18 protein-coding genes are annotated in these 24,024 nt (G+C 45.8%); 13 read left to right on the forward strand and 5 right to left on the reverse strand.

What is annotated here, in order from left to right; translation table 11 throughout:
• Positions 1–945: 945 nt before the first annotated feature.
• Both MiSe_RS13030 and metK read left to right on the forward strand, forming a co-directional pair.
• Positions 946–3,981, forward strand: a complete 3,036-nt coding sequence (locus MiSe_RS13030; protein ID WP_444980493.1) for a cation-translocating P-type ATPase — start codon at positions 946–948, stop codon at positions 3,979–3,981.
• A 151-nt stretch (positions 3,982–4,132) separates the two neighbouring features.
• Positions 4,133–5,356 (forward strand): methionine adenosyltransferase, encoded by a 1,224-nt coding sequence (gene metK / locus MiSe_RS13035; protein WP_226579831.1) that lies wholly within the window; start codon positions 4,133–4,135, stop codon positions 5,354–5,356.
• 244 nt (positions 5,357–5,600) lie between these two features.
• Here the strand turns inward: metK and MiSe_RS13040 are convergent, their stop codons facing one another.
• Positions 5,601–5,891, reverse strand: coding sequence for a DUF5132 domain-containing protein (locus MiSe_RS13040; protein WP_226579834.1), 291 nt, complete (start codon positions 5,889–5,891; stop codon positions 5,601–5,603).
• Positions 5,892–6,164: 273 nt separating this feature from the next.
• Between MiSe_RS13040 and MiSe_RS13045 the strand changes: the two genes are divergently transcribed.
• Positions 6,165–6,578, forward strand: coding sequence for a CBS domain-containing protein (locus MiSe_RS13045; protein WP_226579837.1), 414 nt, complete (start codon positions 6,165–6,167; stop codon positions 6,576–6,578).
• Between the two features lie 66 nt (positions 6,579–6,644).
• Positions 6,645–7,247 (forward strand): magnesium transporter, encoded by a 603-nt coding sequence (locus tag MiSe_RS13050; RefSeq protein WP_226579840.1) that lies wholly within the window; start codon positions 6,645–6,647, stop codon positions 7,245–7,247.
• A 5-nt stretch (positions 7,248–7,252) separates the two neighbouring features.
• Here MiSe_RS13050 and pstB read toward each other — a convergent pair whose 3' ends face one another.
• Complete coding sequence (pstB, locus tag MiSe_RS13055; RefSeq protein WP_226579844.1) at positions 7,253–8,068, reverse strand: phosphate ABC transporter ATP-binding protein PstB; 816 nt, start codon at positions 8,066–8,068, stop codon at positions 7,253–7,255.
• A gap of 864 nt (positions 8,069–8,932) precedes the next feature.
• Here pstB and MiSe_RS13060 point away from each other — a divergent pair.
• Positions 8,933–11,290, forward strand: coding sequence for a WD40 repeat domain-containing protein (locus MiSe_RS13060; RefSeq protein ID WP_226579847.1), 2,358 nt, complete (start codon positions 8,933–8,935; stop codon positions 11,288–11,290).
• Positions 11,291–11,958: 668 nt separating this feature from the next.
• Here the strand turns inward: MiSe_RS13060 and MiSe_RS13065 are convergent.
• Together MiSe_RS13065 and MiSe_RS13070 are read right to left on the reverse strand one after the other, a co-directional pair.
• Positions 11,959–13,116, reverse strand: coding sequence for a CBS domain-containing protein (locus MiSe_RS13065; RefSeq protein WP_226579850.1), 1,158 nt, complete (start codon positions 13,114–13,116; stop codon positions 11,959–11,961).
• A 210-nt stretch (positions 13,117–13,326) separates the two neighbouring features.
• Entirely contained in the window at positions 13,327–13,707 is a 381-nt protein-coding gene (locus tag MiSe_RS13070) for a recombinase family protein (protein ID WP_226579853.1), read from the reverse strand.
• 239 nt (positions 13,708–13,946) lie between these two features.
• Between MiSe_RS13070 and MiSe_RS13075 the strand changes: the two genes are divergently transcribed.
• Positions 13,947–14,267: a thioredoxin family protein gene (locus MiSe_RS13075; protein ID WP_226579856.1), complete on the forward strand. Its 321-nt coding sequence runs from the start codon at positions 13,947–13,949 to the stop codon at positions 14,265–14,267.
• 78 nt (positions 14,268–14,345) lie between these two features.
• Positions 14,346–14,714 carry a response regulator gene (locus tag MiSe_RS13080; RefSeq protein ID WP_226579859.1) on the forward strand — a complete coding sequence of 123 codons (369 nt, stop codon included), beginning with the start codon at positions 14,346–14,348 and terminating at the stop codon, positions 14,712–14,714.
• A gap of 274 nt (positions 14,715–14,988) precedes the next feature.
• Here MiSe_RS13080 and MiSe_RS13085 read toward each other — a convergent pair whose 3' ends face one another.
• A complete protein-coding gene (locus MiSe_RS13085) occupies positions 14,989–15,585 on the reverse strand; it encodes a fasciclin domain-containing protein (RefSeq protein WP_226579862.1) in 597 nt (198 codons plus the stop codon).
• Positions 15,586–16,085: 500 nt separating this feature from the next.
• Between MiSe_RS13085 and MiSe_RS13090 the strand changes: the two genes are divergently transcribed.
• From MiSe_RS13090 to MiSe_RS13115, 6 genes are all read left to right on the forward strand, one after another.
• Entirely contained in the window at positions 16,086–16,364 is a 279-nt protein-coding gene (locus MiSe_RS13090; RefSeq protein ID WP_226579864.1) for a GlsB/YeaQ/YmgE family stress response membrane protein, read from the forward strand.
• A gap of 307 nt (positions 16,365–16,671) precedes the next feature.
• Positions 16,672–17,469, forward strand: a complete 798-nt coding sequence (locus MiSe_RS13095) for a glutathione S-transferase family protein (RefSeq protein WP_226579867.1) — start codon at positions 16,672–16,674, stop codon at positions 17,467–17,469.
• Positions 17,470–18,037: 568 nt separating this feature from the next.
• Positions 18,038–19,498: an esterase-like activity of phytase family protein gene (locus tag MiSe_RS13100; RefSeq protein ID WP_226579870.1), complete on the forward strand. Its 1,461-nt coding sequence runs from the start codon at positions 18,038–18,040 to the stop codon at positions 19,496–19,498.
• A 64-nt stretch (positions 19,499–19,562) separates the two neighbouring features.
• A complete protein-coding gene (locus tag MiSe_RS13105) occupies positions 19,563–20,753 on the forward strand; it encodes a glycerophosphodiester phosphodiesterase (protein WP_226579873.1) in 1,191 nt (396 codons plus the stop codon).
• Positions 20,754–21,060: 307 nt separating this feature from the next.
• Positions 21,061–22,263: a glycerophosphodiester phosphodiesterase gene (locus MiSe_RS13110; RefSeq protein WP_226579876.1), complete on the forward strand. Its 1,203-nt coding sequence runs from the start codon at positions 21,061–21,063 to the stop codon at positions 22,261–22,263.
• Between the two features lie 324 nt (positions 22,264–22,587).
• Positions 22,588–23,790: a PQQ-dependent sugar dehydrogenase gene (locus MiSe_RS13115; RefSeq protein ID WP_226579879.1), complete on the forward strand. Its 1,203-nt coding sequence runs from the start codon at positions 22,588–22,590 to the stop codon at positions 23,788–23,790.
• Positions 23,791–24,024 lie beyond the last annotated feature (234 nt).

A 24,024-nucleotide genomic window follows, 5' to 3' on the forward strand; every position in this document is an offset into this window, starting at 1 on the left:
TCCTTAGCTAGTAAAAAAAACCGACTTACCTCGCTGCTTTCTGCTGTGATTGATCGCGTGCATACACTCGCTCTCTCTAGATTGATCTGGCAAGTAAGCCGTTCTCAAAAATCTATCTCAGAAAATCTAAGGCTGGTTGCCAATTTGGCAGCTTAATTATTAACGCAAGTTGCTACTTATAAACTTCGACGTTGCTAATTGCTAATTGCTAATTGCTAATATAGGATTTTTACTGATTTCGCCATTAGCCTCGTGACCCAGGCGGTCGCCTGGGAACGCCATTAGCTTCTATTCATGAGATAACTAGCAACTTGAGTTATTAGTAATTTTTGGCACGTACTTTGCTTCTTAGCGAGCGCTCACCCCGATCTATAATCTTTTTGTAACATTTCTTGACAAAAACCTCACAAATTACTCACATTCTTTGTGTATCTTAAAATGCGGAATTGTTAAGAGAGCGACGGACAGGGTGCAATTAGAAAAATGAGCCATCGCACAGAAACTTCCCATAAAAACAACCACCCTTTGGTTCAGCCAATCCACACCGCTGTCAAGGGAAGGGCTAGGTTTAAAGTCAACGGACTTTACCATTCGGAATCTCTCAAACAACACTTAGAATTCAACCTGGCTAAGGACTTTGGCATCGTGCAAGTTCGTGCCAACCCCTTAACTGGCAATATTCTCGTCTTTTTCGCTCCAAATCGCAGCTTTTACCATATCGCCACCCAGATCGAACGCCTTGTATTAGACTACAGAAAACAAGGCGGGGAATATAGGCTGTGGTCGCAAGAAGTTGGTAGGATGAAACTAGGAGCAGAGGCGCAACTTGCACTAACTACCATTGACCGCACCCGGAAATATATAGTAGGAACAGACCTCCCTGTTGTCTCAACCCAAGAACGGGTCAAAAATCTACCTAAAGACAGAAGCAATTTAAGCCAGATTATGGTTTATGTGGAAAACCCGCTCGCTGCGGCTCAAGGGCAAAAAATTGCACCCTGGCATCTAAAATCGGCAGACTCTATCATTGCTGATTTTAAAACATCAAAAACAGCGGGATTGTCGAGCAAATCTGCGAGAGAAAAGCTCAAGCAATACGGGGAGAATGTTTTATCCGAATCGGTTCCGCGCTCGGGATTAAGTATTTTTATCGACCAGTTTAAATCCCTTCCAGTCGGTCTTTTAACCGTCGCGGCAGCTTGTTCGGTTGTCACGGGAGGAGTTGCAGATGCAGTGGTGATTATGGGCGTGGTTGTTATTAATGCCATCATCGGTTACGCCACAGAAAGCAAATCAGAAAAGATAATTCATTCGCTGAAAAGTCTGGTTAAACCATCAGCATTGGCAATCCGAGATGGGACTCAAATAGAAATTAGCGCTGCTGAAGTTGTTCCGGGGGATATTTTAGTACTCAAACCGGGCAGTTATGTCGCCGCAGATGCCAGATTAATCGAAGCAAATCGTTTGAGCGTGGATGAATCTGCGCTGACGGGTGAAAGTATGCCGGTGAATAAAACAATTGAAACCCTCGTCAGCGAAGATGTTCCTTTGGGCGATCGCGCGAACATGGTTTACATGGGAACATTAGTCACCGGGGGACAAGGTTATGCCGTTGTCGTCGCCACGGGAAAATATACCGAAATGGGCAAGATCCAAACCCTCGTAGGCGAAGCGGAAATACCCGAAACCCCAATGCAAAAACAACTCGACCAAGCTGGAAATCAACTCGTTTTAATATGCGGGGCAGTCTGCGGCGTTGTCTTTGCGATCGGACTTTGGCGCGGATATGGTTTCCTGGAAATGCTCAAAACATCCATATCCCTGGCAGTTGCAGCAGTTCCCGAAGGACTACCAGCAGTTGCTACCACCACCCTCGCCCTGGGTATTGCCAAGATGCGGCAGCACAACGTCCTCATCCGCCGCCTCGATGCCGTAGAAACTTTGGGTTCGGTTCAGGTTATTTGCATGGATAAAACCGGAACGCTGACGGCAAACAAAATGTCGGTGGTAGAAGTATGCACGAATAATCAATGCATCAAGGTTTCTGAGGGTCAATTTATTAGATTGCTCCCTACAAAGTTAAGGGCAGGCGAGACGCCTACCCCACAAGATTTTGAAGAGAATTCTATTAGACCTATCCCAAATCTACAGTTAAGGGCAGGCGAGACGCCTACCCCACAAGATTTTGAAGAGAATTCTATTAGACCTATCCCAAATCTACAGTTAAGCGCAGGTGAGACGCCTACCCCACCAGAGTTGGAAGAGAATTCTATTAGACCTATCCCAAATCTACAGTTAAGGGCAGGCGAGACGCCTACCCCACAAGAGTTGGAAGAGAAGATCGACCCCTATGCTTGCGATGAACTTTTAAAACTAATTCACGTATCGGTTCTCTGCAATGAAAGCGAAGTCAACGGACAGCAAAATGGCGAATATGTCGTTCGCGGATCTGCTACGGAAAATGCCTTAATCCATCTGGCAATCGGTGCGGGGGTCAATGTCAAAAACCTGAGAGAAAAATATCCGCTGGTGGACATCAAGCACCGATCCGAAACCCAAAATTACATGACCACGCTGCATTTGAACCAGCACCACCAGTTGCTTGCGGTTAAGGGAAGTCCCACAGAAGTGCTGGATATGTGCAGCTGGCAGATTAAAGATGGGGAAATTGTTCCCCTCGCAGAAGCAGATAGACTGGCGATCGAGACCGAAAACGATCGCATGGCAGGTAAGGCACTGCGAGTGCTGGGGGTCGCTTATGCTCATTTCGAGAATGGCGAAAATCTCCCCGCGTCCCCCATTCCCCCCGTCCCCGCCTCCTCTTCCTCCCCTCCGGAAAACTTGATTTGGTTGGGACTTATCGGTATGGCAGACCCCATCCGCAGCGGCGTCAAAGCGTTGATAGGCGACTTCCATCAAGCGGGAATCGAGACGGTGATGATTACCGGCGACCAAAGTCCTACCGCCTACGCCATCGGGAAAGAATTGAATCTGAGTCAGGGCGAACCTCTGGAAATTATCGATTCTACCCAGTTGGGCAAACTCGACCCAGAAGTGATGAAAGCATTGTGCGATCGCATCCATATTTTCGCTCGCATCAGTCCCGCCAATAAACTACAAATCGTCCAATCTTTGCAAAGTGCGGGCAAAGTAGTCGCCATGACGGGAGATGGCATCAACGACGCCCCCGCTTTAAAAGCAGCTGATGTTGGCGTTGCAATGGGACATACGGGAACCGATGTCGCCAGAGAAGTCGCAGATGTTGTCTTGCAAGACGATAAGTTAGAAACCACCATCATCGCTGTCAGTCAAGGGCGCACCATCTACAACAACATTCGCAAATCCGTTCATTTCCTCCTTTCCACCAACATGAGCGAAATTATCGTCATGCTTACCGCTACCGCAGGTGGAATAGGTCAACCTTTAAATGCGGTGCAATTGTTGTGGTTGAATCTAGTTACCGATATTTTCCCCGGTCTTGCCCTCGCCCTGGAACAACCAGAACCAGATGTATTGAGTCAACCACCCAGAAATCCCGATGAACCTATTATAAAAGCATCGGATTTTAAGGGAATTTTATTAGAATCGGCGACTATTTCTGCTAGTTCCTTGGCAGCTTACGGTTACGCCCTGAGCAAATACGGGATCGGCCCCCAAGCAAGTACGATCGGTTTTATGAGTTTAACCTCGGCGCAACTGTTGCACGCCCTCTACTGTCGGTCTAAAACACACAGTATTTATAGCGGCAAAAAACTGCCCCCCAATCAATATTTAACCCTTGCCCTCGGCGGTTCTTTCGCCCTGCAAATTTTAGCCGCAGTTGTACCGGGTTTGAGGGGTCTATTGCAAATCGCCCCGATCAATATAGTTGATACTGCTGTCATCGGTACAAGCGCCGTGCTGCCTTTGTTACTCAATGAAGCAACAAAGGAATTAGCGTCAGCAGAACAAATGGCTAGTAGTCATATCATGTCCCCATAGTTAGGACTGACGCAAAGATGCAAAGACGCGGGGACGCTCTGAGTTTTAATTAAGGGTTATTTGCCGGACATGATATCAGAAGTCAGTGAAAATCAGCCAATTACCAACCAGCAATTACCAATTAGCAATTAGCAATTAGCAATTAGCAATTATGAAAAAAGACTTCATGTTCACATCCGAGTCCGTCACCGAAGGACACCCGGATAAACTATGCGACCAAATCAGCGATGGGATTATCGATCAATTCTTGCGGCGAGACCCCTTTGCCAGAGCGATCGCAGAATGTGCCGTATCTACGGGTATCGTCTTTATATCGGCGAGGTTTGAATCCGATGCGATCGTCGATTTCACTAAAATCGCCCGACAAGCGATTAAACAAGCAGGTTATGAGGAACCTGATTTTAATGCCAAAACTTGCAGCATCATCACAAGTTTAAAAGAATTGCCGCCTAACAAGCAGCGCTATTTAGATGAAAAACAACTATCAGAAGCAGAGATCGAACAAATTCCCGTGCAGGATCAGGTGACGGTGTTTGGATTTGCCTGCAATCAAACCCCCGCCTTGATGCCCCTACCGATTTGGTTAGCACACCAGTTAGCAAAGCGGTTGACTGCCGTGCGGTTGGAGAAAATAGTGCCATACCTTGCCCCGGATGGCAAGACACAGGTCGGGGTGGAGTATTGCGATCGCAAACCCAATAGAATTCACAGCATCACCATTCTGGCAAGTCTGGATAAACTCTCAGCATCCGATGCACCCGATTTCCAGCAACTCCAGAAGGAAATTCGGGAAACCGCGATCGATTTTGTCTTTCAAAATCTAGCAATTAAACCAGATGAAAAAACCAGAATTTTCATCAATTTTGACGATCCCTTTGCCATCGGCGGTCCGGCGGTGCATTCTGGACTGACGGGGAGGAAAAATGCCATCGACACCTACGGAGAATATGCGCGCCACAGCGGTGCCGCCCTCAGCGGCAAAGACCCGACCCGCATCGACCGAGTAGGAGCATACGCCGCCCGCTATGCTGCCAAAAATATCGTAGCAGCTGGTCTTGCCGATGAATGCGAAGTGCAGTTGAGCTACTCCATCGGATTTTCCAGACCTGTTAGTATTCAGGTAGAAACCTTTGGCACGGGCAAAATCCCCGATGAGGAAATTACCGGAATTTTACAGCAGTATTTTGATTTCCGCCTCGCCGGAATCATCAAGCAGTTTAATCTTAGATTCCTACCTGCGATCGTCAAAGGTGGATTCTACAGAAAACTAGCAGTTTACGGTCATATGGGTCGCATCGATATTCCGCTTGTTCCTTGGGAAGAAACAGATAAAGTTCCTCTTTTGCAGGGATTGATTTTTCAGTCCTTGAAATAGTGATATCATGTCCGGTTACATCGGAATCATTAGTAGGGAACGTCAGTAAGCTTTGTCGCCAGCGCCAAGTTCCTCGGTTGCCGTGGCCCTACAGCTGTAATTCCAATGCAACCGGAAACGATATGAAGTGCCGCCAGGAAAATCGACTTTGGTTTCAAAAAGGGATGGTTATCGTAACCCATCCCCAAAAAAATTTTGCTAGCTTTGCCATCAGCTTCCTTCGCCCTTGTTGTTGGTCGCTAAGCTAACCAACCTCCGGATGAGTTACACTCGCTTCGAGTTCCTTCACCTTTTCCGCAGCAAGTTCGGCCTTAGCTTCGGCTAGGACATCCTCAAAGTTTTCGCCAACTTCTGCCAGCACTCCCTTGCCCTTTTCATAAAGGACAATTCCACCTTTGATCATTGTCTTGGCTATCGGCTTACCCATCCCTGCCGCCACTGGAATAATGACAGGCAGAAGCACGATCGCTGCAATACCAGGAACGCCAAGACCTTCGACTAAATCTTCAAGTTCGGGGACAATTTTAGGTGCCATAGGTTTTTACCTCTCGGCTCCATGCACTTTTATTCTATCACCCTTGAACTAAAAATATTTAAATCCTGAATAATTTATATTAATATTTATGTGTAAATTAGGCTGGAATTTGGGAGCAAAAAGGATACATAATTATATTGAAACAATTCTCAAGTTGCTAGTTATAAACTTGGGGGTTGCTAATTACTAATTCCCAGAGATATTCGTAATATCACGATTGAGCCATTAGCCATTAGCCATTAGTAGAAACAATACAAAGGAGGAGATGAGCCGATGTCAGCCTCTAAAGCTTCAATTTCTGAAACAGCTGCTCAGTACCTAGTGCCGCGAGTTCCCTTTGCCTTCGCCGAAGATAGCGTGGGCTCGACCCTCGCCAGCCTTCCGGGCAATGCCTTCGATTCTATCGAAGCGGTTTACGTTCTGGACAGCCAAGGGCATCTATGGGGTTTAATTCGCTTGCTCGACTTGCTGAGAGCGCCAAGAGACAAGACCTTAGGCGAGGTGATGACTGCTCAACCCCCAATGGTTAATCCCCAGGAGGATCAAGAACGGGTGGCGGGGTTGGCAGTACAATACGGTTTGACTGATGTCCCCGTGGTCGATATGCAAGGACGCCTGTTGGGAGTTGTCCCAGCACAGGCTTTAATTGGCATCTTACTCCCTTCCCGCCGGAAGAATTTGTACTGAATGAACCGCGAAGACGCGAAGAACACGAAGGAAGAGAAAAGAAGAAGTACATAATTTTCTAGCGGGATGGGAGTAAGAAGGGAACATATCGAGGATCTGGATCGGCTGGCAGGTATTCAGCGAGAGAATACTCACGCGCACCACGCCCTAGAGGCTGCCCCAACTCGGAGGGCAGGCGATCGCCTGCCGTGGCTGCTGGTTGGACTCGTCGGCAGCATCTTGGCTACATTCGTCGTCTCGCGCTTTGAACAAGTTCTCGCAACCCGCGTCTTTGTTTCCTTTTTCGTACCCGGAATTGTCTACCTGGCAGATGCCATCGGCACGCAAACAGAAGCAATTGTGGTGCGGGGCTTATCTTTTAACCACTCCTCCTTGCAGAAATTGCTAACCGGGGAAATATGGACGGGATTGCTGATCGGACTTGCTCTTGGTGGCCTGAGTTTTCCTTTGGTATTGGCAGCTTTTGGCAATCTCAAGCTGGCTAGTGCGGTGGCGCTAGCCATTCTGACTGCTGGGGGAATTGCTACCACCGTTGGTCTGCTTTTTCCCTGGCTGCTCTTCCGTGCTGGCAAAGACCCAGCTTTTGGATCGGGGCCAGTCGCCACCATCATTCAGGATGTGCTGAGCTTGCTAATTTATTTCATCATTATTCAACTTCTTGCGGTCTGAATAGCTTAACCAAAACAACCCTTCACATATTGCTCGGTGACCTCTTGGGTCGGACTTTCAAAAATCACACAGGTGCGGTCGTATTCCACCAGTTCGCCTGTACGGCTTCCTTCTTTCATTTCCAGGTTGAAGAATGCTGTCATGTCGGCAAGTCGCGAAGCTTGCTGCATGTTGTGGGTGACGATCGCAATCGTACAAAAGTGCTTGAGTTCCCGCATCAAGTCTTCAATTTGCAAGGTCGAAAGCGGGTCGAGAGCAGAACATGGTTCATCCATCAGAATGATTTCCGGTTGCAAGGCAATGGCTCGCGCAATGCACAACCGCTGCTGTTGCCCACCTGATAGATCCAAACCGCTATCTTTGAGCTTATCTTTGACTTCATCCCAAAGAAACGCCTGACGCAATGACTGCTCTACCATCTCATCGATGTTACCTTTGTAGTCGTTAACCCGAAGACCAAAGGCAATGTTGTCGTAAATAGACTTGGGAAAGGGATTCGGCTTTTGGAACACCATGCCAATGCGGCGGCGAATAGCGATCGCATCCTCTTGCGGGTGATAAATATTGCAACCATTAAACAGGATTTGCCCTTCTAAGCGAGTCCCTGGAATCAGATCGTTCAGACGATTAAAACACCGCAGTAGGGTACTTTTGCCGCAGCCAGAAGGCCCAATAAAAGCTGTAATCTGGTTTTTGTAAATCAGCAGGTCAACATTACGTAACGCCAGGGAATCACCGTAATAAAACTCCCGCACCTGCGCGTGCAAGATCGCCTCTAAAATAGTTTTAGAGGCCGTCGCGGTAGGAGAATCTTCTATCATAAGTCCCTCCTAAAGATATACTAGAACTAGCTGCGCTCACCGCTTCCCCATTCGCAACGTTGTTGCACCAACGTTGTTGCATATCCCAGATGCTGAATTACATACCAAGCGGTAAACAAGCAACTGGCTAAACAAGCAACAGAACGATATCTTTAACCGCAGGTTAGTCCAAACCAGATGATTAGAGTTGATATTCACTATTAATTTTAATTAATTTCATATTTCCAAAATTAAAGAATAGGTTAACTTTTAATTAAATTTAGGTTAAGCTGGGTCAGATATCCGGTTTATTGGTAGAAAGAAGATGAGTTGGGTTGTGCCTGTCTTGCACTCGCTCCCCCATTTATTCTTTGAAAAAAATACTTTTAATTTCTTCTATACACCCAGGACTTTCCATGGCTTTCTCCACTCACATCTTGCACCAGGGCTAACACCTTAGTTTCTGGCAAATAGCTCAACTATACAGCCTAGATTTTTCGTCAAGAAACAAGGGTTTCAAGGCTTGTTGATAATCGTGCAAGATCTGAGTCCACTAACTCCGCAACAACGGTATAAAAAATAACCTTTAATTAACCTTTAATTAACCGAAATTTAACCTAACAATCCGCTGTTGAAGAATATCCGGATAGACATGATTATCTGTGTTTATACTAAGATAGATAAAATCAGGTGCATTGCAGAAGACCTAGCGATCTCTTTGAAATCGCTGTGTAATTAGTTAGACATCAATCAACATTAAATCTAACCCCCTAATCTTTTCCCACCATACCCAATCCACGATAGGGTTTTAGGTGTAGTGGGAATGGAGTGTTGCGTCCCTCTTGTTTTAAGAGAGGGGATGAAGGATAATTGGGAGCGCTATATATGCTGATGCTGACCAAAAGTGTACTGATGGAGCAAGGGCTAAAATTAATCGTCCAATGGGTGATAGAATTTGCACCTCTGATTGCTGTCTTGCTGCAAAAGCAAGATGAAGAAGCTCTCGGTAAATTTAAAACCTTAAAAGCTGGGGACATTCAAGAGTTTCTTCAGAACGTCAAGGGTATGATTGAAACAAAAAATTCACCGAGTAGCTTTGAACAGGAAAAAGCGCTACAGCAGCAATTAGCTGACTACCACCGGGAGACGCAATTAAAATTAGCCGCCTATCAACGGGAAACAACGCTTAAATCCCCGGAAATTCACAAAATAATCGATAACTGGCCTTTAAGATTATACCCTTCTCAAATTCTAGAGTCTCACCCTAATAGCGGACTGATACCCCTGAGAATTTTTCTCAAACCGCCCCAATTACAGCTAGATCAATTTGGCAATGAAATGCCGGAAAATATAGAGATTGAAATGGGGTTAGCTGAAGGAATGCGAGAATTTTTGAATCATCATTATTCTCTGCACAATCAAGTTAGACCTACAGAGTTTTTAGCAGGAGCTTGGGAAAACAAGCAGTTTCACGGTGAAGCTAGCATTAAAGCTTTGTTCGGAATGCTAAAATCAGAACCGACATTAATTTTAGAATCAGAAATTGATGGAAATTATCTGATTTTACGCATGGCATACTGGGGGTTAAACCAAGATAATTACTATTACAAAACCATTGCCAGAATGCCTTACAAAGAAATAGTTTACGAGTCGGCAAAGGAGCGTGCTTTAGCGTGGAAAGAGATTAGGGACAAACTTTTAGCCTTGGGAGAACCAATTGATGAAGTAAACAAGCTGGGAGGAAATAATGCAATTAATTTAGAAATTTTAGAGAAACAAGAAAAATGGAAAGCGCATGGAATTGACGCGAGTCAATTATCGCTACCATACAAAGTTAAGCGGGAAGATTTTGCCAAATTATGGCAGTTTTTAATCAACTGTCACTGTTTGGTAGCGGGTTGGGTGACAGATACTTACCATCTCGTTCATCATGACGTGCCTCCCTTACTGCCAAAATTGTTACCCAATTTGATGCAAGATGTTACTGACTTGCAACTAATACAAGCCATTGTTTCTGGCTATAGACAAGTGTACCAGGCTTTAGCAGAAGAAAGACGTTACTGGGTGCCAGAATTGGCTTTGCAATTAGCTGAAAGTCTGATGCATTTACCCGATAAATCTTGGAGTAAAGAGCAATTCGAATATTCGGTAAATTCGTGGGTGCAACTGCACCAAGTTACACAGGTAGAAGGAAGCGATAGTTTAGAGGCAATGAAGTCAGCTTTGAAGATAGAAGATTATGAATATGTCGAGAAGCTGAAAGAATATTTTGTCGCAATTGAGGATGATGAAAGCGTTGGTAAAGTGCAGGAGTTGTTGCGTGGTATTGCCGATTTAAAACGCAAGTACAGTCTGGAACATATTTCCCCAATTTATAACCTATCAGAACAGACTGGAAAAGTTGCATCAGTTGCCATCAGCGCCGATGGAAATATTCTAGTCAGTAGCTGTTTGGACAAAACAATTAAAGTGTGGGATCTGCAAACGGGAGAACCCATCCGCACCCTGACTGGAAACACAGAAAAAATTGCCTCAGTTGCTATTAGTCCAGACGGGCAATTTATCGCCAGCGGCAGTTCTGACTCTCCTGGAAGTAATGTTAAAGTATGGAATCTGCGGACTGGTAAACTGCTGCCGCTCATTTTTGGGCATAATAATCCAGTCAAATTTGTTGCGATTGATGCCAAAGGACAAGTTGTTTTCAGCGGCAGTAATAAGATAAAACTTTGGAACTTGCAAACAGGAGAACGACTTTGTACCCTATGGCATTCCTGTGCGGTGAATTGCGCTGCAATGAGCAAAGACGGTCAAATTATTGCCAGCGGTCAGAGTGACGGTAAAATTAGAATTTGGCATCCCCAATCAGGGGAACCACGCCGCACTCTTAGCGGACATTCAGGGGAGGTTTATGCAGTTGCAATTAGTCCGGATGAACAAACTTTAGTCAGTGGCGGTGCAGACAAAACAATCAAACTTTGGCATCTCGGCACTGGTGAATTACTTGGCAATTTAGAAGGACATTCACAAGCAGTTTACTCCCTGGCAATTAGTGCCGATGGCAAAACTTTGGTCAGCGGTAGTGCCGATAAAACCATCAAAGTTTGGCATCTGGATACTGGTAAATTGCGCGGCACTCTCACCGCACATTCGGCAGCAGTTAACTCCGTAGCGCTGAGCGCCGATGGGAAAATTTTAGCCAGCGGTAGTGCTGATAAAACGATCAAAATTTGGCAGTTATCTTAATTAGTAACGCAAGTTGCTAGTTATAAACTTGCTAATTGCTAATGGCTAATTGCTAATTGCTAATACAGCATTTTTCCTAACAATAGCCATTAGCCATTAGCCATTAGCTCCAAGTTTGAGATAATATCATGTCCGGTTGCATCAGTTGTATATAGTTAATTGTGGGAAACACTGTTTTTTCCCTCCCACCTGCTCACCCTAAGCTTAACGCTACCGAAGCAAGCGGACATGATATATAGCGGATTTCATTCGGATGAGGTACACCTTGGTTTGTGTAGCGGCACCCTTAAGGGTGCCGCTACACAAACCAAGCGAAAACGCTGTACCTCACGCGGCTGCAAGCCGCTGTAACTAGCAACTTGAGTTAGTAGTAAGGCACCATCTCGACCTAAGTAATTAGTAGGGTGCGTTATCAGCGGAGTACGGCACCATCTCGACCAGATCTGGCTGCCTAATATCATGTCCGCGAGAGATCGGTAGTGTATGGATAGCTAATTGCAAGCTTGCTAATTGCGAGCTTTTCAATTGCCAAAAGAGCTGCTCAGTAATTATTGACTGTTTCTTTTTTATTTAGCCATTAGCGATTAGCTATTAGCAGTTACACTATTGGACACTATATAAGTTGCTGCGTTACGAAGAAAGCTAACGCACCGTACATTTAGCGAAAATTAACTTTGGCGAAGTGCTTCCACGAGATGACGTATCCGTTCAATATCAACTAAGGCAGAATTGAGTTTAGTTTGCCTCAAATCTGGTGATAAATCGGGTTGTTGAGCCAGACTTTCTATGCAAACTTGGATGGTAGATAAAAGATCGTTCAACTCATGATTGGCGTTCGTGCATTGGTTGCAGTGGGTAATATCGCCAGTTACAAGCGCTTGGGAAAGTTCGGATTGTTCTCGCTTTAGTTGCTCAATCGTGCGCTGTAATATTTCGATCGTCCCGTACATTTCTACAGGGTCAAACACGCGCAGCAGATCTGTTTCGGTGATGATTCCCAATCCTTGACCCCAATTCCAAGATACAACTAACCGTCGCACGTTACGCTGTTGCATTTCTTGATAGGCTTTGTATAAAGAATCTTCAGGACTGAGCAAAAATAGCGGCGTACTCATGACAGTCTGAGCTTGGGTAAGCGCGAAATCAATCTGTAATGATTGCAATTGCACGATATCTCGTTCGGTGACAAGGCCAACGGGTAGAATATTTCCTGCCTCATCTTCTTGTGTAATCACTACGCAACTGATGTGATGGCTTGCCATTAATTGGGCTAAACTCAGTACCGAAGCCGTTACAGGGGCATGAATCGCTTCAGTTGACATTAATTCAGATACGCGGCGTCGTTTGAGGAAATTTGCCGGTCGCAATACCCGCCGAATACTTTCCGGTGAAACGACCCCGATCGGTTCGCCTTTGTCGTTGACAATCGGCAAATGGCGAATCCGATACCGCCGAAATAAAAATAACGCGGCGGAAATATCCTGAAAATCAGCTTGACGTAAAACGATAGGCGCTTGCGTCATCACCGATCCTATTTGCACCCCTTCAAAGTTTACGCCTGCTGCTGTCAGCCGCACGATATCCCGTTCTGTAAAAATTCCTAATAATTCTGTATTCTGCATTACCAATACGTAGCTGGAGAGCTTTGCACCGGAAGTCAGGGTGTCGGATGCTTCCCCCCTAGGTTGAGCGACACCAAGTAGCCGCGTTTGGTTCATCAAAGCGATCGCATTCACCAGCGGGGTGTCTGGTGTCACGATCCGCAGCTGACGGTCAATTGCCGCCTCTACAGCAGGGGCAAAAATCAGCGGGTTATCGAATTGCATAACTGATTTATATAGCGATCGCCAATAGACACTAAAACGATCGGTACTTATAATGAGGGATGTTACAAATACGCAAACTAGAACCCTTACTATTTAATGCTTTGATTTACTTTAAGGTTATGGAGATGAATTTTGCAACTGACCGATTCCCAGGTGTTACGACATTATCTGCTGCACTCAAACTTGGCGGTGCGATCGAGATCACTAGTTTCAAGGCGCTGACGGATCGCTCCCCGTACCCGTAGTTTTAGGGGTTTGAGTCGCGCTAGATACCTTGGGTGTTTTGCCATACAGTCGGTCTAGAACCCGCTTGACGGAGATCCGTTTCCACTGCTGACCCCGCTTGGTGCAATACCCTTGCTGATTCAGCCAGTCGGCTATCTGTTGCAGCGACTTACCAGACTTGTGGTGACGGCGAATTAGCTCGATTACCTGCATCTCGACTGGGTTTTCCACCAGTTCGCCATTGACAGAGGTTTGACCGAAAGCTGGCGAACCATAACCCGCATAGCCACCCTTCGCAGCTTTGAGTTTTCGTCCTCGTTCTAGCCTTTCCCAAGTTGTCAGGTTTTGGAAGTCTTCAGCAGTCATTCTTGTCAAGATTGAGTGTCTTGAATATATAGGGTAAACCAGTCAATCTGCTGGCGAGCGCGATGTATTAAACAACACAATTTATTTGTGTTATGAAGGAAAATTTTGACTCTTACGGGTTGAGGAAATCGCGCTCGCCACAAGACCATCCAGCGATGGTGTAACAACTCTTGGGTTTAACAGTCTTTTAGTAACAACTGCAACAACTGTCGAAACACCAATTCTTGTGAGGAACGCAAATGAGCGAAGTCTGGGAAATTCAAGATAGCGAACTCGATGCAATTTTAACCCGTGAAAGATTTGTTATAACTTATTTAATGACTCCTCGGTCTGACTCATGCCGCCAGCTCGCTCCCATTATGGCTCAACTAGCCCAAGCCTACGAAGACCGTGCCACAATTGTCAAGATCGACATCAACAAAAACAAGATCGCGCCTCAAAAATTAAACGTCTACATCATTCCTGCCGTTCTGATTTTTCAAAATGGTATACTTAGAGAAAAATTATTGGGTGTGGCTACCTATGAAAATTTCAGAACCGCAATTGACCAACATCTTTAGCTCTGATTATAAATAGATCGCCCTATTTTATACCAGGAGTATAATCGATTTGCGTGAGTCACTGACCAGGATAGAGCCTTGAAAAAAATTTTATTGATAGAAGATGATGAATATTTGCGGTTACTGATAGAAAGTTTCCTGAAATATGAAGGATTTAATGTTTTGACGGCAGAGAATGGATTTATTGGTCTAGTTTTAGCTAAAGAACAAAAACCAGATTTAATTGTTTGCGATATTAAGATGCCCGTGCTTGACGGATATGGAGTTCTAGAAAATTTACGCAAAGATTTGAAAATCGGCAAGATTCCTGTATTTTTTATGAGTTTTTATGCCGATGAGGAAATGATCGAACGTGCTTACCAACTCGGGGTAAACGATTATCTCAAAAAACCTGTGGATTTGAATGAATTATTGGCGAAAATAAGGCAGCAATTGAATTTAAATTAAAAGGGATTCATCCGAAAAGCTGACTTGCGGTGCTGATGCTGGCATCGCAATTATCCAAATGCCAACACAGTTTACTAATGTCAGTGTCTGCCATTTCATCTGGTTTTGAACTAGATCTGGTCAAGGTCTGTAGGGCGAAATGAGCTGCGCCATCAAGGATTTTTCTCTGTAACTATAAGAGGATGCGAAGAGACGGTGTTTTAACCCGCCTATTCGCATCCTCTTAGAATCCCCCTTTTTTAGATGGGGGAGAAGTCAATTCTATTACTCGCGATTAAAGCCGCAAATCGGGAGGCAATAGAACCTTGTCAATTACGTGGATAACGCCGTTGCTGGCATTGATATCTGCCTGGGTGACTCTGGCATTATTCACCGTGACTCGATTACCGCTAACTTGAACGTTAACCGCACCTTTTTCAACGGTGTTGACTTCTCCAGATCTTAAATTACTGGAAAGAACCCGCCCCGGAACCACGTGATAGGTCAAAATCTTCACCAGCGTGTCCCTGTTCTGCGGCTGCAACAATTGTTGCAAAATACCCGGACGCTGACGCTCCAGTGCCCCAAATGCGGCATCTGTGGGAGCAAAAACGGTAAATGGCCCTTCTCCAGACAGGGTTTCAGCCAATCCAGCTGCTTGCACAGCTTTTGTCAGCGTGCTGAACGAAGCATTACCAGACGCTATGGTGACAATATTTTGCCCTGGGGTATTTTGACTTGTACGTTCCGATACTGTAGTGGCTTGAGTACCACTAGAACAGTGGTTCTTTACCTGCGCTTCTCCTGGAACGCCGATGAGGACACTCGCTCCCAACACTCCTAAAAGGTAGGGCATCAGTTTCAGCAAACGGGTGCGATTTTGAACAAGCATTAAAAACCTCGCTTTGTGCAAACAAAAAGAACTCGTTTTCCCGCTAGAGGACGCCAATCGGGTCAAAACCCCGACTGCACCCTCTAGCAGTTGGTCGTGGCTCCTTGAGCGCTGTCCCTTCACCTGAATGTCGGCAGCCTTTATGTATTTTAATATTTATTTACAAAAAGTAATAGTTTGGGCAAATTCGAGTCATCCCCCCAGGAGGGGAAAAAGTAACATTTTCTGGAATTACTGGGTGAATTGGTAGAAAAATGGGAAAATTTGGCTGCTCAAACAGTTGTGGCTTCCGCACAAATCTTTGATAGCGATTGGCTCCTAGAAACCGGGTTTCTTTTTCAAGAAACCCGGTTTCTTTGCGTAAGTTCTGAAACCTTTAAGTTCTTAAGTATCATCTGTACCTTTTGGCTATTCCTTCTGATAGAGGTCAGCATTTTAGCCGGTTTGTTAATTTAGACAAAGTTAGGTAAAAAACGAGCGAATAAATCGGAGTGAATACCATGACAGTTGTTGACGCTATTGCTTGGATTGTTTTAGGACTAATTGCGGGAGCGATCGCTAAAGCTATCTACCCCGGTCATCAAGGCGGCGGTATTCTGGCAACTATCGTTTTGGGTATTTTGGGCGCATTGGTAGGAGGCTGGCTGGGTCGCGTCTTGTTCGGGACGAGTGCAGGAGCTTCAGTGGCAGCCTTGACCATACCTAGTATTCTTTTTGCCGTCCTGGGTGCGATCGTTGTCCTTTTTATCTGGGGTTTGTTGACCCGCCAAAGCGCTTAATGATAAAAAGGTCGCTGCTCTTTTACGATCCCGTTAAGAAACCCTCAATCCAATCTGGGGGTTTCTTAGTTTGTAAGTATCAATTGCAACATTAATACCCAGGGGAATTGTCAGGGTAGCACTTAAACTTAAAATTATTGTAGATTTGAGATTTGAGATTGTAGATTTAATTATAGAATATGCAATCTTTAACAAGGTTAAACGCAACGCTAGCAAAAAGAAAACCGGCTTAAAGCGTAAGAGATGGATTAAACTTTAAACGGTGAGCCAGTAAAGGTATTTCAATCAACTTGTTAGGGAGACGCGAATGTTAGAGTTATACCAATTTGAATTGTCACAATACTCGGAAAAAGTACGGCTGATTCTGGATTACAAGGGGCTGGCATACCGTAAAATTGAGGTGACGCCAGGGATTGGACAGTTAGATATTTTCAAAATGTCGGGTCAGAGAAAGGTGCCGGTGCTAAAAGACGGTAACGAGGTAATAGCTGATTCGACAGCGATCGCCAAATACCTCGATCGCAAATACCCAGACCCTCCCCTCATCCCCGCAGATCCCCAACTGCGCGGAGTCTGCTTGCTGATGGAAGAATGGGCAGACGAGTCGATCGGGGTAAAAAGCCGTAAAGTACTATATGGCGCATTGAGTCAAAGCTTGAGTCTCCGCACCGCGCTGTTACCCTCAGCTACACCCGATGTACTCAAAATTTTAGTCGGTTCCGTCCCCAGCGAATTGGTGAACATCCTGGGTTTTGGCATTGGCTACGGCCCCGATGTCGTACAATCGGCTACCGAGGACATCAAGCAAGATCTAGAAGCCCTCTGCCTGCTATTAATGAATAGACCCTATCTAGTCGCAGATCATCCCACCCTGGCAGATTTCGCCGTCGCCGGATTGAGTATGCTGCTGAAGTTTCCCGAGGGAAATTATCTGGATATTCCAGAAAACCTCAAGGGCAAAGGCATCCCCGGTATTGCTGATAGTATGGCTTACGAGACATTTTTCAACTGGCGCGATCGTCTCTACGCCGATTATCGCAAAACCCTCATCCCCAGCAGCAGCACCAGCGCCCCTTCCGCCCCCACTTCAATTCAGATAGATTAACTTAAGTTGCTAGCGATCTTGCGCTTTGCGGCTAATTGCTAATGGCTAATTGCTAATGGAAAGAAGAATGCTAAATTACTGTGCTGATACCGAGCGGGATTAGCTATTAACTATTAGCGATTAGCAAAATCCAAGCTGTAGGGGCACGGCATTACATACGTTGTTAAACTATCCGAGACATCTAGATTGCCGTGCCTCTACTCGCTTTATCCCAACTTCACATTTCGACGCAAAAACCCGCTGTATTGTAAAGCTTTCATGAAGAGAAGCTATCTTAAAATCCCCATTATATTTTCATAGCTTTTCCTTAACGTAGTTCCACTATGTTTTTAGAGTTACCTTCTGTAGTAATACTGATTCCCTGTGAGTAACTTTACAGCGGATTGCTTTTCGAGTGAGGGAAAGCCTTATGGCTTGTTTGTATAGCGGCAGCATTAATGCTGCCGCTATACAAACATGTATAGCGGCAGCAAAAATGCTGCCGCTATACAAACGAATGCGTACCATCAACGGCGGCAATCCACTATATCCGGGGTTTACCAAGAAAGGGAAAAGGAGAGAAATATCAATGCCGAAACTGCCAAAATTGCTATTTGGCGGCTTGCCAATTGCGTGTGCGCTTGGATTTCAAATATTGGTGAGTTATCAAGCGATCGCAGTCGAATTAGTTGGGCGTGCTGTGTTACCCGCCAATACGTTTGCCCCTGGACCAACTTCAGGTCAGTTGATTAGTGGCTCTAGCAATGGTATAACAGTTCCCTTCATTAACAAGCAACCAATACAGGGATTTTCTGCTGTTTTACCCGGCCCTAAACCGGGTACGTTTTTAGTCATGGCAGATAACGGTTTTGGAGGTAAGGGAAACTCTCCCGATTTCCTATTGCGTTTCTATGCCGTACAACCTGATTTTACCACAGGTCAGGTTTTTCCAGTTAATCTTAAAACCGGAGAAAGGCTTGATAGTTTCACCAGCGAAAGCTTTTTCCAACTGAACGATAAAGCAGGCAAAATTAACTTTCCGATTGTGGCAGACCAGGCAATTTATCCAGGTAGCATAACCGCCACAAATCCGAATGGTATCGTTGTAGATCCGGCGATCAAATCCGGTCGCTTACTAACAGGAGGCGACTTGGATTTAGAGTCATTCCGCCGCGTGAGTGACAATACTTACTGGTTTGGAGATGAATTTGGCCCATTTTTAGTACACGTCGATGCTAACGGGCAAGTAATTGATGCACCAATTCCTTTACCAAATTTTCTAGGTTTGGGTGACAAATCTTTAGTTCAATCTCCGGATAATCCCAACTTAACGGGTACTGCAAACCTGCCAAGTTCGAGAGGATTTGAAGGCATGGCGATCAATACCAGCGGCACTAAACTTTATGCCATGTTGGAAGGGGCGCTAGTGCCAGATCGAGAGCGCGATCGCTTGTTGATTAATCAATTCGATTTGGCAACCAAGCAATATACGGGAAAGACTTTTTCCTATCGGTTGGAAAATCCGAATTATGCGATTGGGGATTTAACCGCAATCAATGACAACGAGTTCCTAGTCATAGAACGCGACGGCAAACAAGGCGATCCGAATAACCCAGCTTTCACCGATCCCGCTCAATTCAAACGCATCTACAAAATTGACATTAATAAATTGGACAGCGCCGGATTTGTCCAAAAAGACTTGCTGGTCGATTTGCTAAATATTGCCGACCCCAATGGCATTGGTGGAAATGGCACAGCCAACAACAGGTTTACCTTCCCCTTCGTAACAATTGAGGATGTATTGCCCATTGATAACCAAACTCTACTGGTGATTAATGACAATAACTATCCATTTAGTGTGGGTCGTACTCCCGGTCAAGCGGACAACAGCGAATTTATTCTAATCAAACTGGATAAACCGCTGGCTCTTGCTAATTCTAACGCAACTTCTGTACCTGAATCTAGTAACGCAGCGGGTTTAGGTTTGGTGGGTTTGGGAATGCTAATCGCGCTGAAGCGTAAGTCACGCAAAGAAACCGGGTTTCTCTAAAGAAACCGGGTTTCTCTGAGCAGATTAAACAAATCATACCCAATCAATTTTGGAGTGCATTACCATGTTTCCTTTTGCCAAATTGGCGTTATTAGTGACAGGTGCTTTAACAGTTATACCCGTCGGTGAAGCAGTGGCGGCAACTTTAACAGGTGCGCCGCCGATTGTCATTGGACACCGAGGCGCTAGCGGTTATCTACCAGAACATACCCTAGCAGCTTATGAGTTAGCAATTGATATGGGTGCTGATTTTATTGAACCCGACTTAGTTTCAACAAAGGACGGCGTTTTAATTGCTCGGCACGAAAACGAAATTTCTGCCACCACCGATGTAGCAAATCGTCCAGAATTTGCTAATCGCAAGACTACCAAAGTGGTGGACGGCGTTTCAATAACAGGTTGGTTTACCGAAGATTTCACATTAGCTGAAATCAAGACTCTGCGGGCAAAACAAAATTTCCCGTTTCGGGATCAATCCTTCAATGGATTGTACGAAGTTCCTACCCTGCAAGAGATTATCGATCTAGCCAAGCGGAAAAGTATTGAAACAGGTCGCACTATTGGCATTTATCCTGAAACTAAACACCCAACTTATTTTGATTCGGTTGGGTTGTCTTTGGAAGAACCATTAGTAGCAGTCCTCAAAGCTAACAACTACGATAAAAAAGATTCGCCTGTCTTTATCCAGTCGTTTGAAGTTGGCAACTTAAAAGACTTGAACGCGCTGATTGATGTGCCTCTGGTACAACTGTTAGATGCATTTGATGTTGCCCCAGATGGCAGTTTGATTGAGATTCAACCCTATGATTTTGTGGTCAGTGGCGATCCTCGCACTTACAAGGATTTAAGAACACCTCAAGGATTGGCTGATATTGCCACTTATGCCGATGGAATTGGTCCTTGGAAACGGATGATTGTTTCGGTTAATTCCAATAACCAACTCCTTCCTCCCACTTCCTTGGTTACAGATGCTCATGCTGCTGGTTTACTCGTACATCCTTATACTTTCCGCAACGAAAGTAGATACTTAGCCGCAGATTACAACGGTAATCCAGAACTGGAATACGAACAGTTTTTTAAATTGGGGGTTGATGGCGTATTTAGCGATCATCCAGATACTGCCGTTGCTGTCCGTAACCGCGTCGCTGGTAATCCCACCCAATCGGTTCCCGAACCGAATTTGTTGCTAGGATTTGTCTTTTTACCCCTAGCAGGACTGTTGCGCCGTCGCCAAACTTCGCTGAAAAAGTCTTAAATCTATTCCCGCAACAGTCGGAGAGAGAAACCGAGAAACCGGGTTTCTGGTGAGATATCTAATTATTCAGAGAAACCTGGTTTCTTTACTTACTCCCATCCCACTAGAAGATTATCTACTTCTTCTTTCCTCTTCCTTCGTGTCCTAATTCGCTATCGCGAATCGCTTCGCTAACGCGTCTTCGTGGTTCATTCAATACAAATTCTTCCAGCGGGAAGGGAGTAAGCGCCAGCTTTATGTCCAAAAAGGTTTGAGTTTTGCTCGCAATCAACTCTGTTCTATTCACCGATATTTGAGGAGTGTCACTATGTTTCGTTTTTCCCGATTACTATTGCTAGTCACAGCAGCTATGGCAGTTTTTCCATCTGGCGATCTGCTAGCAGCAACTTTAACAGGTGCGCCACCAATTGTGATTGGACACCGAGGCGCTAGCGGTTATCGTCCCGAACATACGCTAGCAGCTTATGAGTTAGCGATTGATATGGGTGCTGATTTTATTGAACCGGATCTGGTTTCGACAAAAGACGGGGTTTTGATTGCTCGTCATGAAAATGCGATCGCCATCCTCAATCCCACAACAGGTGCGATAACCGAGGCAACTACAAACGTCGCTGAACTGCCACAGTTTGCTAACCGCAAAACCACCAAAGTAATTGACGGCGTATCAATAACTGGCTGGTTCACTGAAGACTTTACTTTAGCAGAACTTAAAACACTACGCGCCAAAGAACGAATTCCCCAAATTCGTCCCCAAAACACAGCCTTTGATGGACTATTTGAAATTCCCACCCTTCAAGAAGTCATCGATTTAGCCAAGCGCAAAAGTGCAGAAACAGGTCGGACAATTGGCATCTATCCAGAAACTAAGCATCCCTCTTATTTTGATGCCATCGGGCTATCGATGGAAGAGCCTCTTGTTGCTACTCTGACAGCGAATGGATATTCTGGACAGAATGCACCTGTGTTTATCCAATCTTTTGAAGTTGGAAACCTGAAAGATTTAAGCACGAAAACCAATTTACCCCTCGTCCAATTGCTTAACGCTAGTGGCAAGCCTTATGATTTCGTTCTCAGTGGCGATTCTCGCACCTATGCAGACTTGGCGACACCGGCGGGTTTGGCACAAATTGCTGCATATGCTCAGGGAGTAGGTACTAACAAAAACCTGTTGATTCCCAGAGATAGTAACAGCAAACTGTTAGCACCTACCTCTTTAGTTGCCGATGCTCATGCAGCGAATTTGCTCGTCCACGCCTGGACTTTCCGTAATGAAGATACCTTTCTACCATTGGACTTCAAAGGGAATCCAGCAGGAGAATACGAAAGATTCTTTAGCTTAGGGATTGATGGTTTATTTAGCGATAATCCAGATACTGCCGTTGCTGTCCGTAACCGCGTCGCTGGTAATCCCACCCAATCCGTTCCCGAACCCAATTTGTTGCTAGGATTTGTCTTTTTACCCCTAGCGGGACTATGGCGCCGTCGCCAAACTTCGCTGAAAAAGTCTTAAATCAGGACTTACGCAACTGGCACATTAAACGAGGTTTGTAGTAGCGCTAAAGCGCCAATAAGGCGCTTTAGCGCTACTACAAACCTCAAAAACAACACGGGTAGTGTGACAGTTGCGTAAGTCCTAAAATCTGTTTCGATTACAGCGGATTGCACTCGGATGAGGTACACCTTTGTTTGTGTAGCGGCACCGTTAACGGTGCCGCTACACAAACAAAGCGAAAATGCTCTACCTCACTCATTTGTAATCCGCTGTATCTATCTCTCTGGGGCGAGAAGTTTTTGTCAAAGAGCTATGCTGAGATTAGAGCAACAGCAATAGCTCATGAAAGCTAAAATTTCTCGCCTCATGAAAGGAGCAGGAAGTGCGATCGCGCTATTTTTGATCGCAAGTTGTACCATAGGGCAAAACTCCCCCGACGCCTCCACTACAGCATCTAGTAACGATGTTGCCGCTGCACAGGGCTTTCAAAAAGCTACTGTGCTAACCGGGTTAGAACATCCCTGGAGCATAGCATGGCTGCCCGACGGGGCGATGCTGATTACAGAACGACCAGGGCGGCTGCGTATCGTCCGCAATGGGGCGCTGGTGCCGACACCGATTGCAGGGGTTCCCCCAGTCTTAGCGGTTAGCCAAGGCGGGTTAATGGATGTTTCGCTTCACCCGCGCTTCGCTCAAAATCGCTTTGTTTATCTCACCTATTCCCACGGCACAATCGATGCCAATCGCACCCGCATCGCCCGTGCCACATTTGATGGTAAAGCGCTGCGGGACTTGCGGGTGATTTTTGAGGTTTCCCAACCCAAACAAGGGGGACAGCACTTTGGCTCGCGCATTCTCTGGTTACCCGACAATACCATGCTGGTGGCAATCGGCGATGGTGGCAACCCACCGCTGCAACTCGGCGGCGACCTCATCCGCAAACAAGCTCAAAACCTCGGCAGTCGTCTCGGTAAGATTGTGCGCCTTGCCGACGATGGTTCCATACCCAGGAACAATCCTTTCGTAGCATCCGCGAATGCTGACCCAGCCGTGTGGAGTTACGGGCATCGTAACATCCAGGGACTCGCCTTCGATCCGGCAACTAATCGGGTGTGGGCGACGGAACATGGCTCGCGCGGGGGGGATGAACTCAACGTCCCCGCAGCGGGCAAAAATTATGGCTGGCCTGTAGTGACTCACAGTCGCGAATATACTGGGGGTGAAATTTCCAACCGGCGATCGCAACCGGGAATGGTAGACCCTAAACTGGTATGGACACCATCGATCGCACCTTCGGGTCTGACCTTCTACACAGGTTCGCGCTTCGCGCAATGGAAAGGCGATTTATTTGCCGGTGGGTTGGTATCTCGGGATATTCGCCGCATCGACATAGACGACAAAGGCAATGTCTTAAGCCAGCAATCAATCAATATCGGTCAGCGCGTCCGAGATGTGCGGACTGGTCTTGACGGTCTGTTGTACATCCTCACCGATGAACCCAATGGACAACTGATTCGTCTTGAACCACGCCCAGCAGGAAGCTAACTTATTAGCGATGTCAACCCAACTAACACGATGGTGGCGCAAAAGTCGTAGGCATGGTAACTTTTTTGCTGGCTTAGTAGCGATTTTTGGCAGTGGCAATCATAAACAGGACTTACGCAAAAAAACAAAGGGCGATCCGACAAATCTTGGGTTTAGAGCAGCGAGATTGACCCAGTGGGTTTTTGGCTCCGCGTGCCTAAGTCCTGATAAATATTGCCTCAAGAACAATATCTC

The sequence above is a fragment of the Microseira wollei NIES-4236 genome, from assembly GCF_020521235.1.
GTDB classification, from domain to species: Bacteria; Cyanobacteriota; Cyanobacteriia; order Cyanobacteriales; family Aerosakkonemataceae; genus Microseira; species Microseira wollei.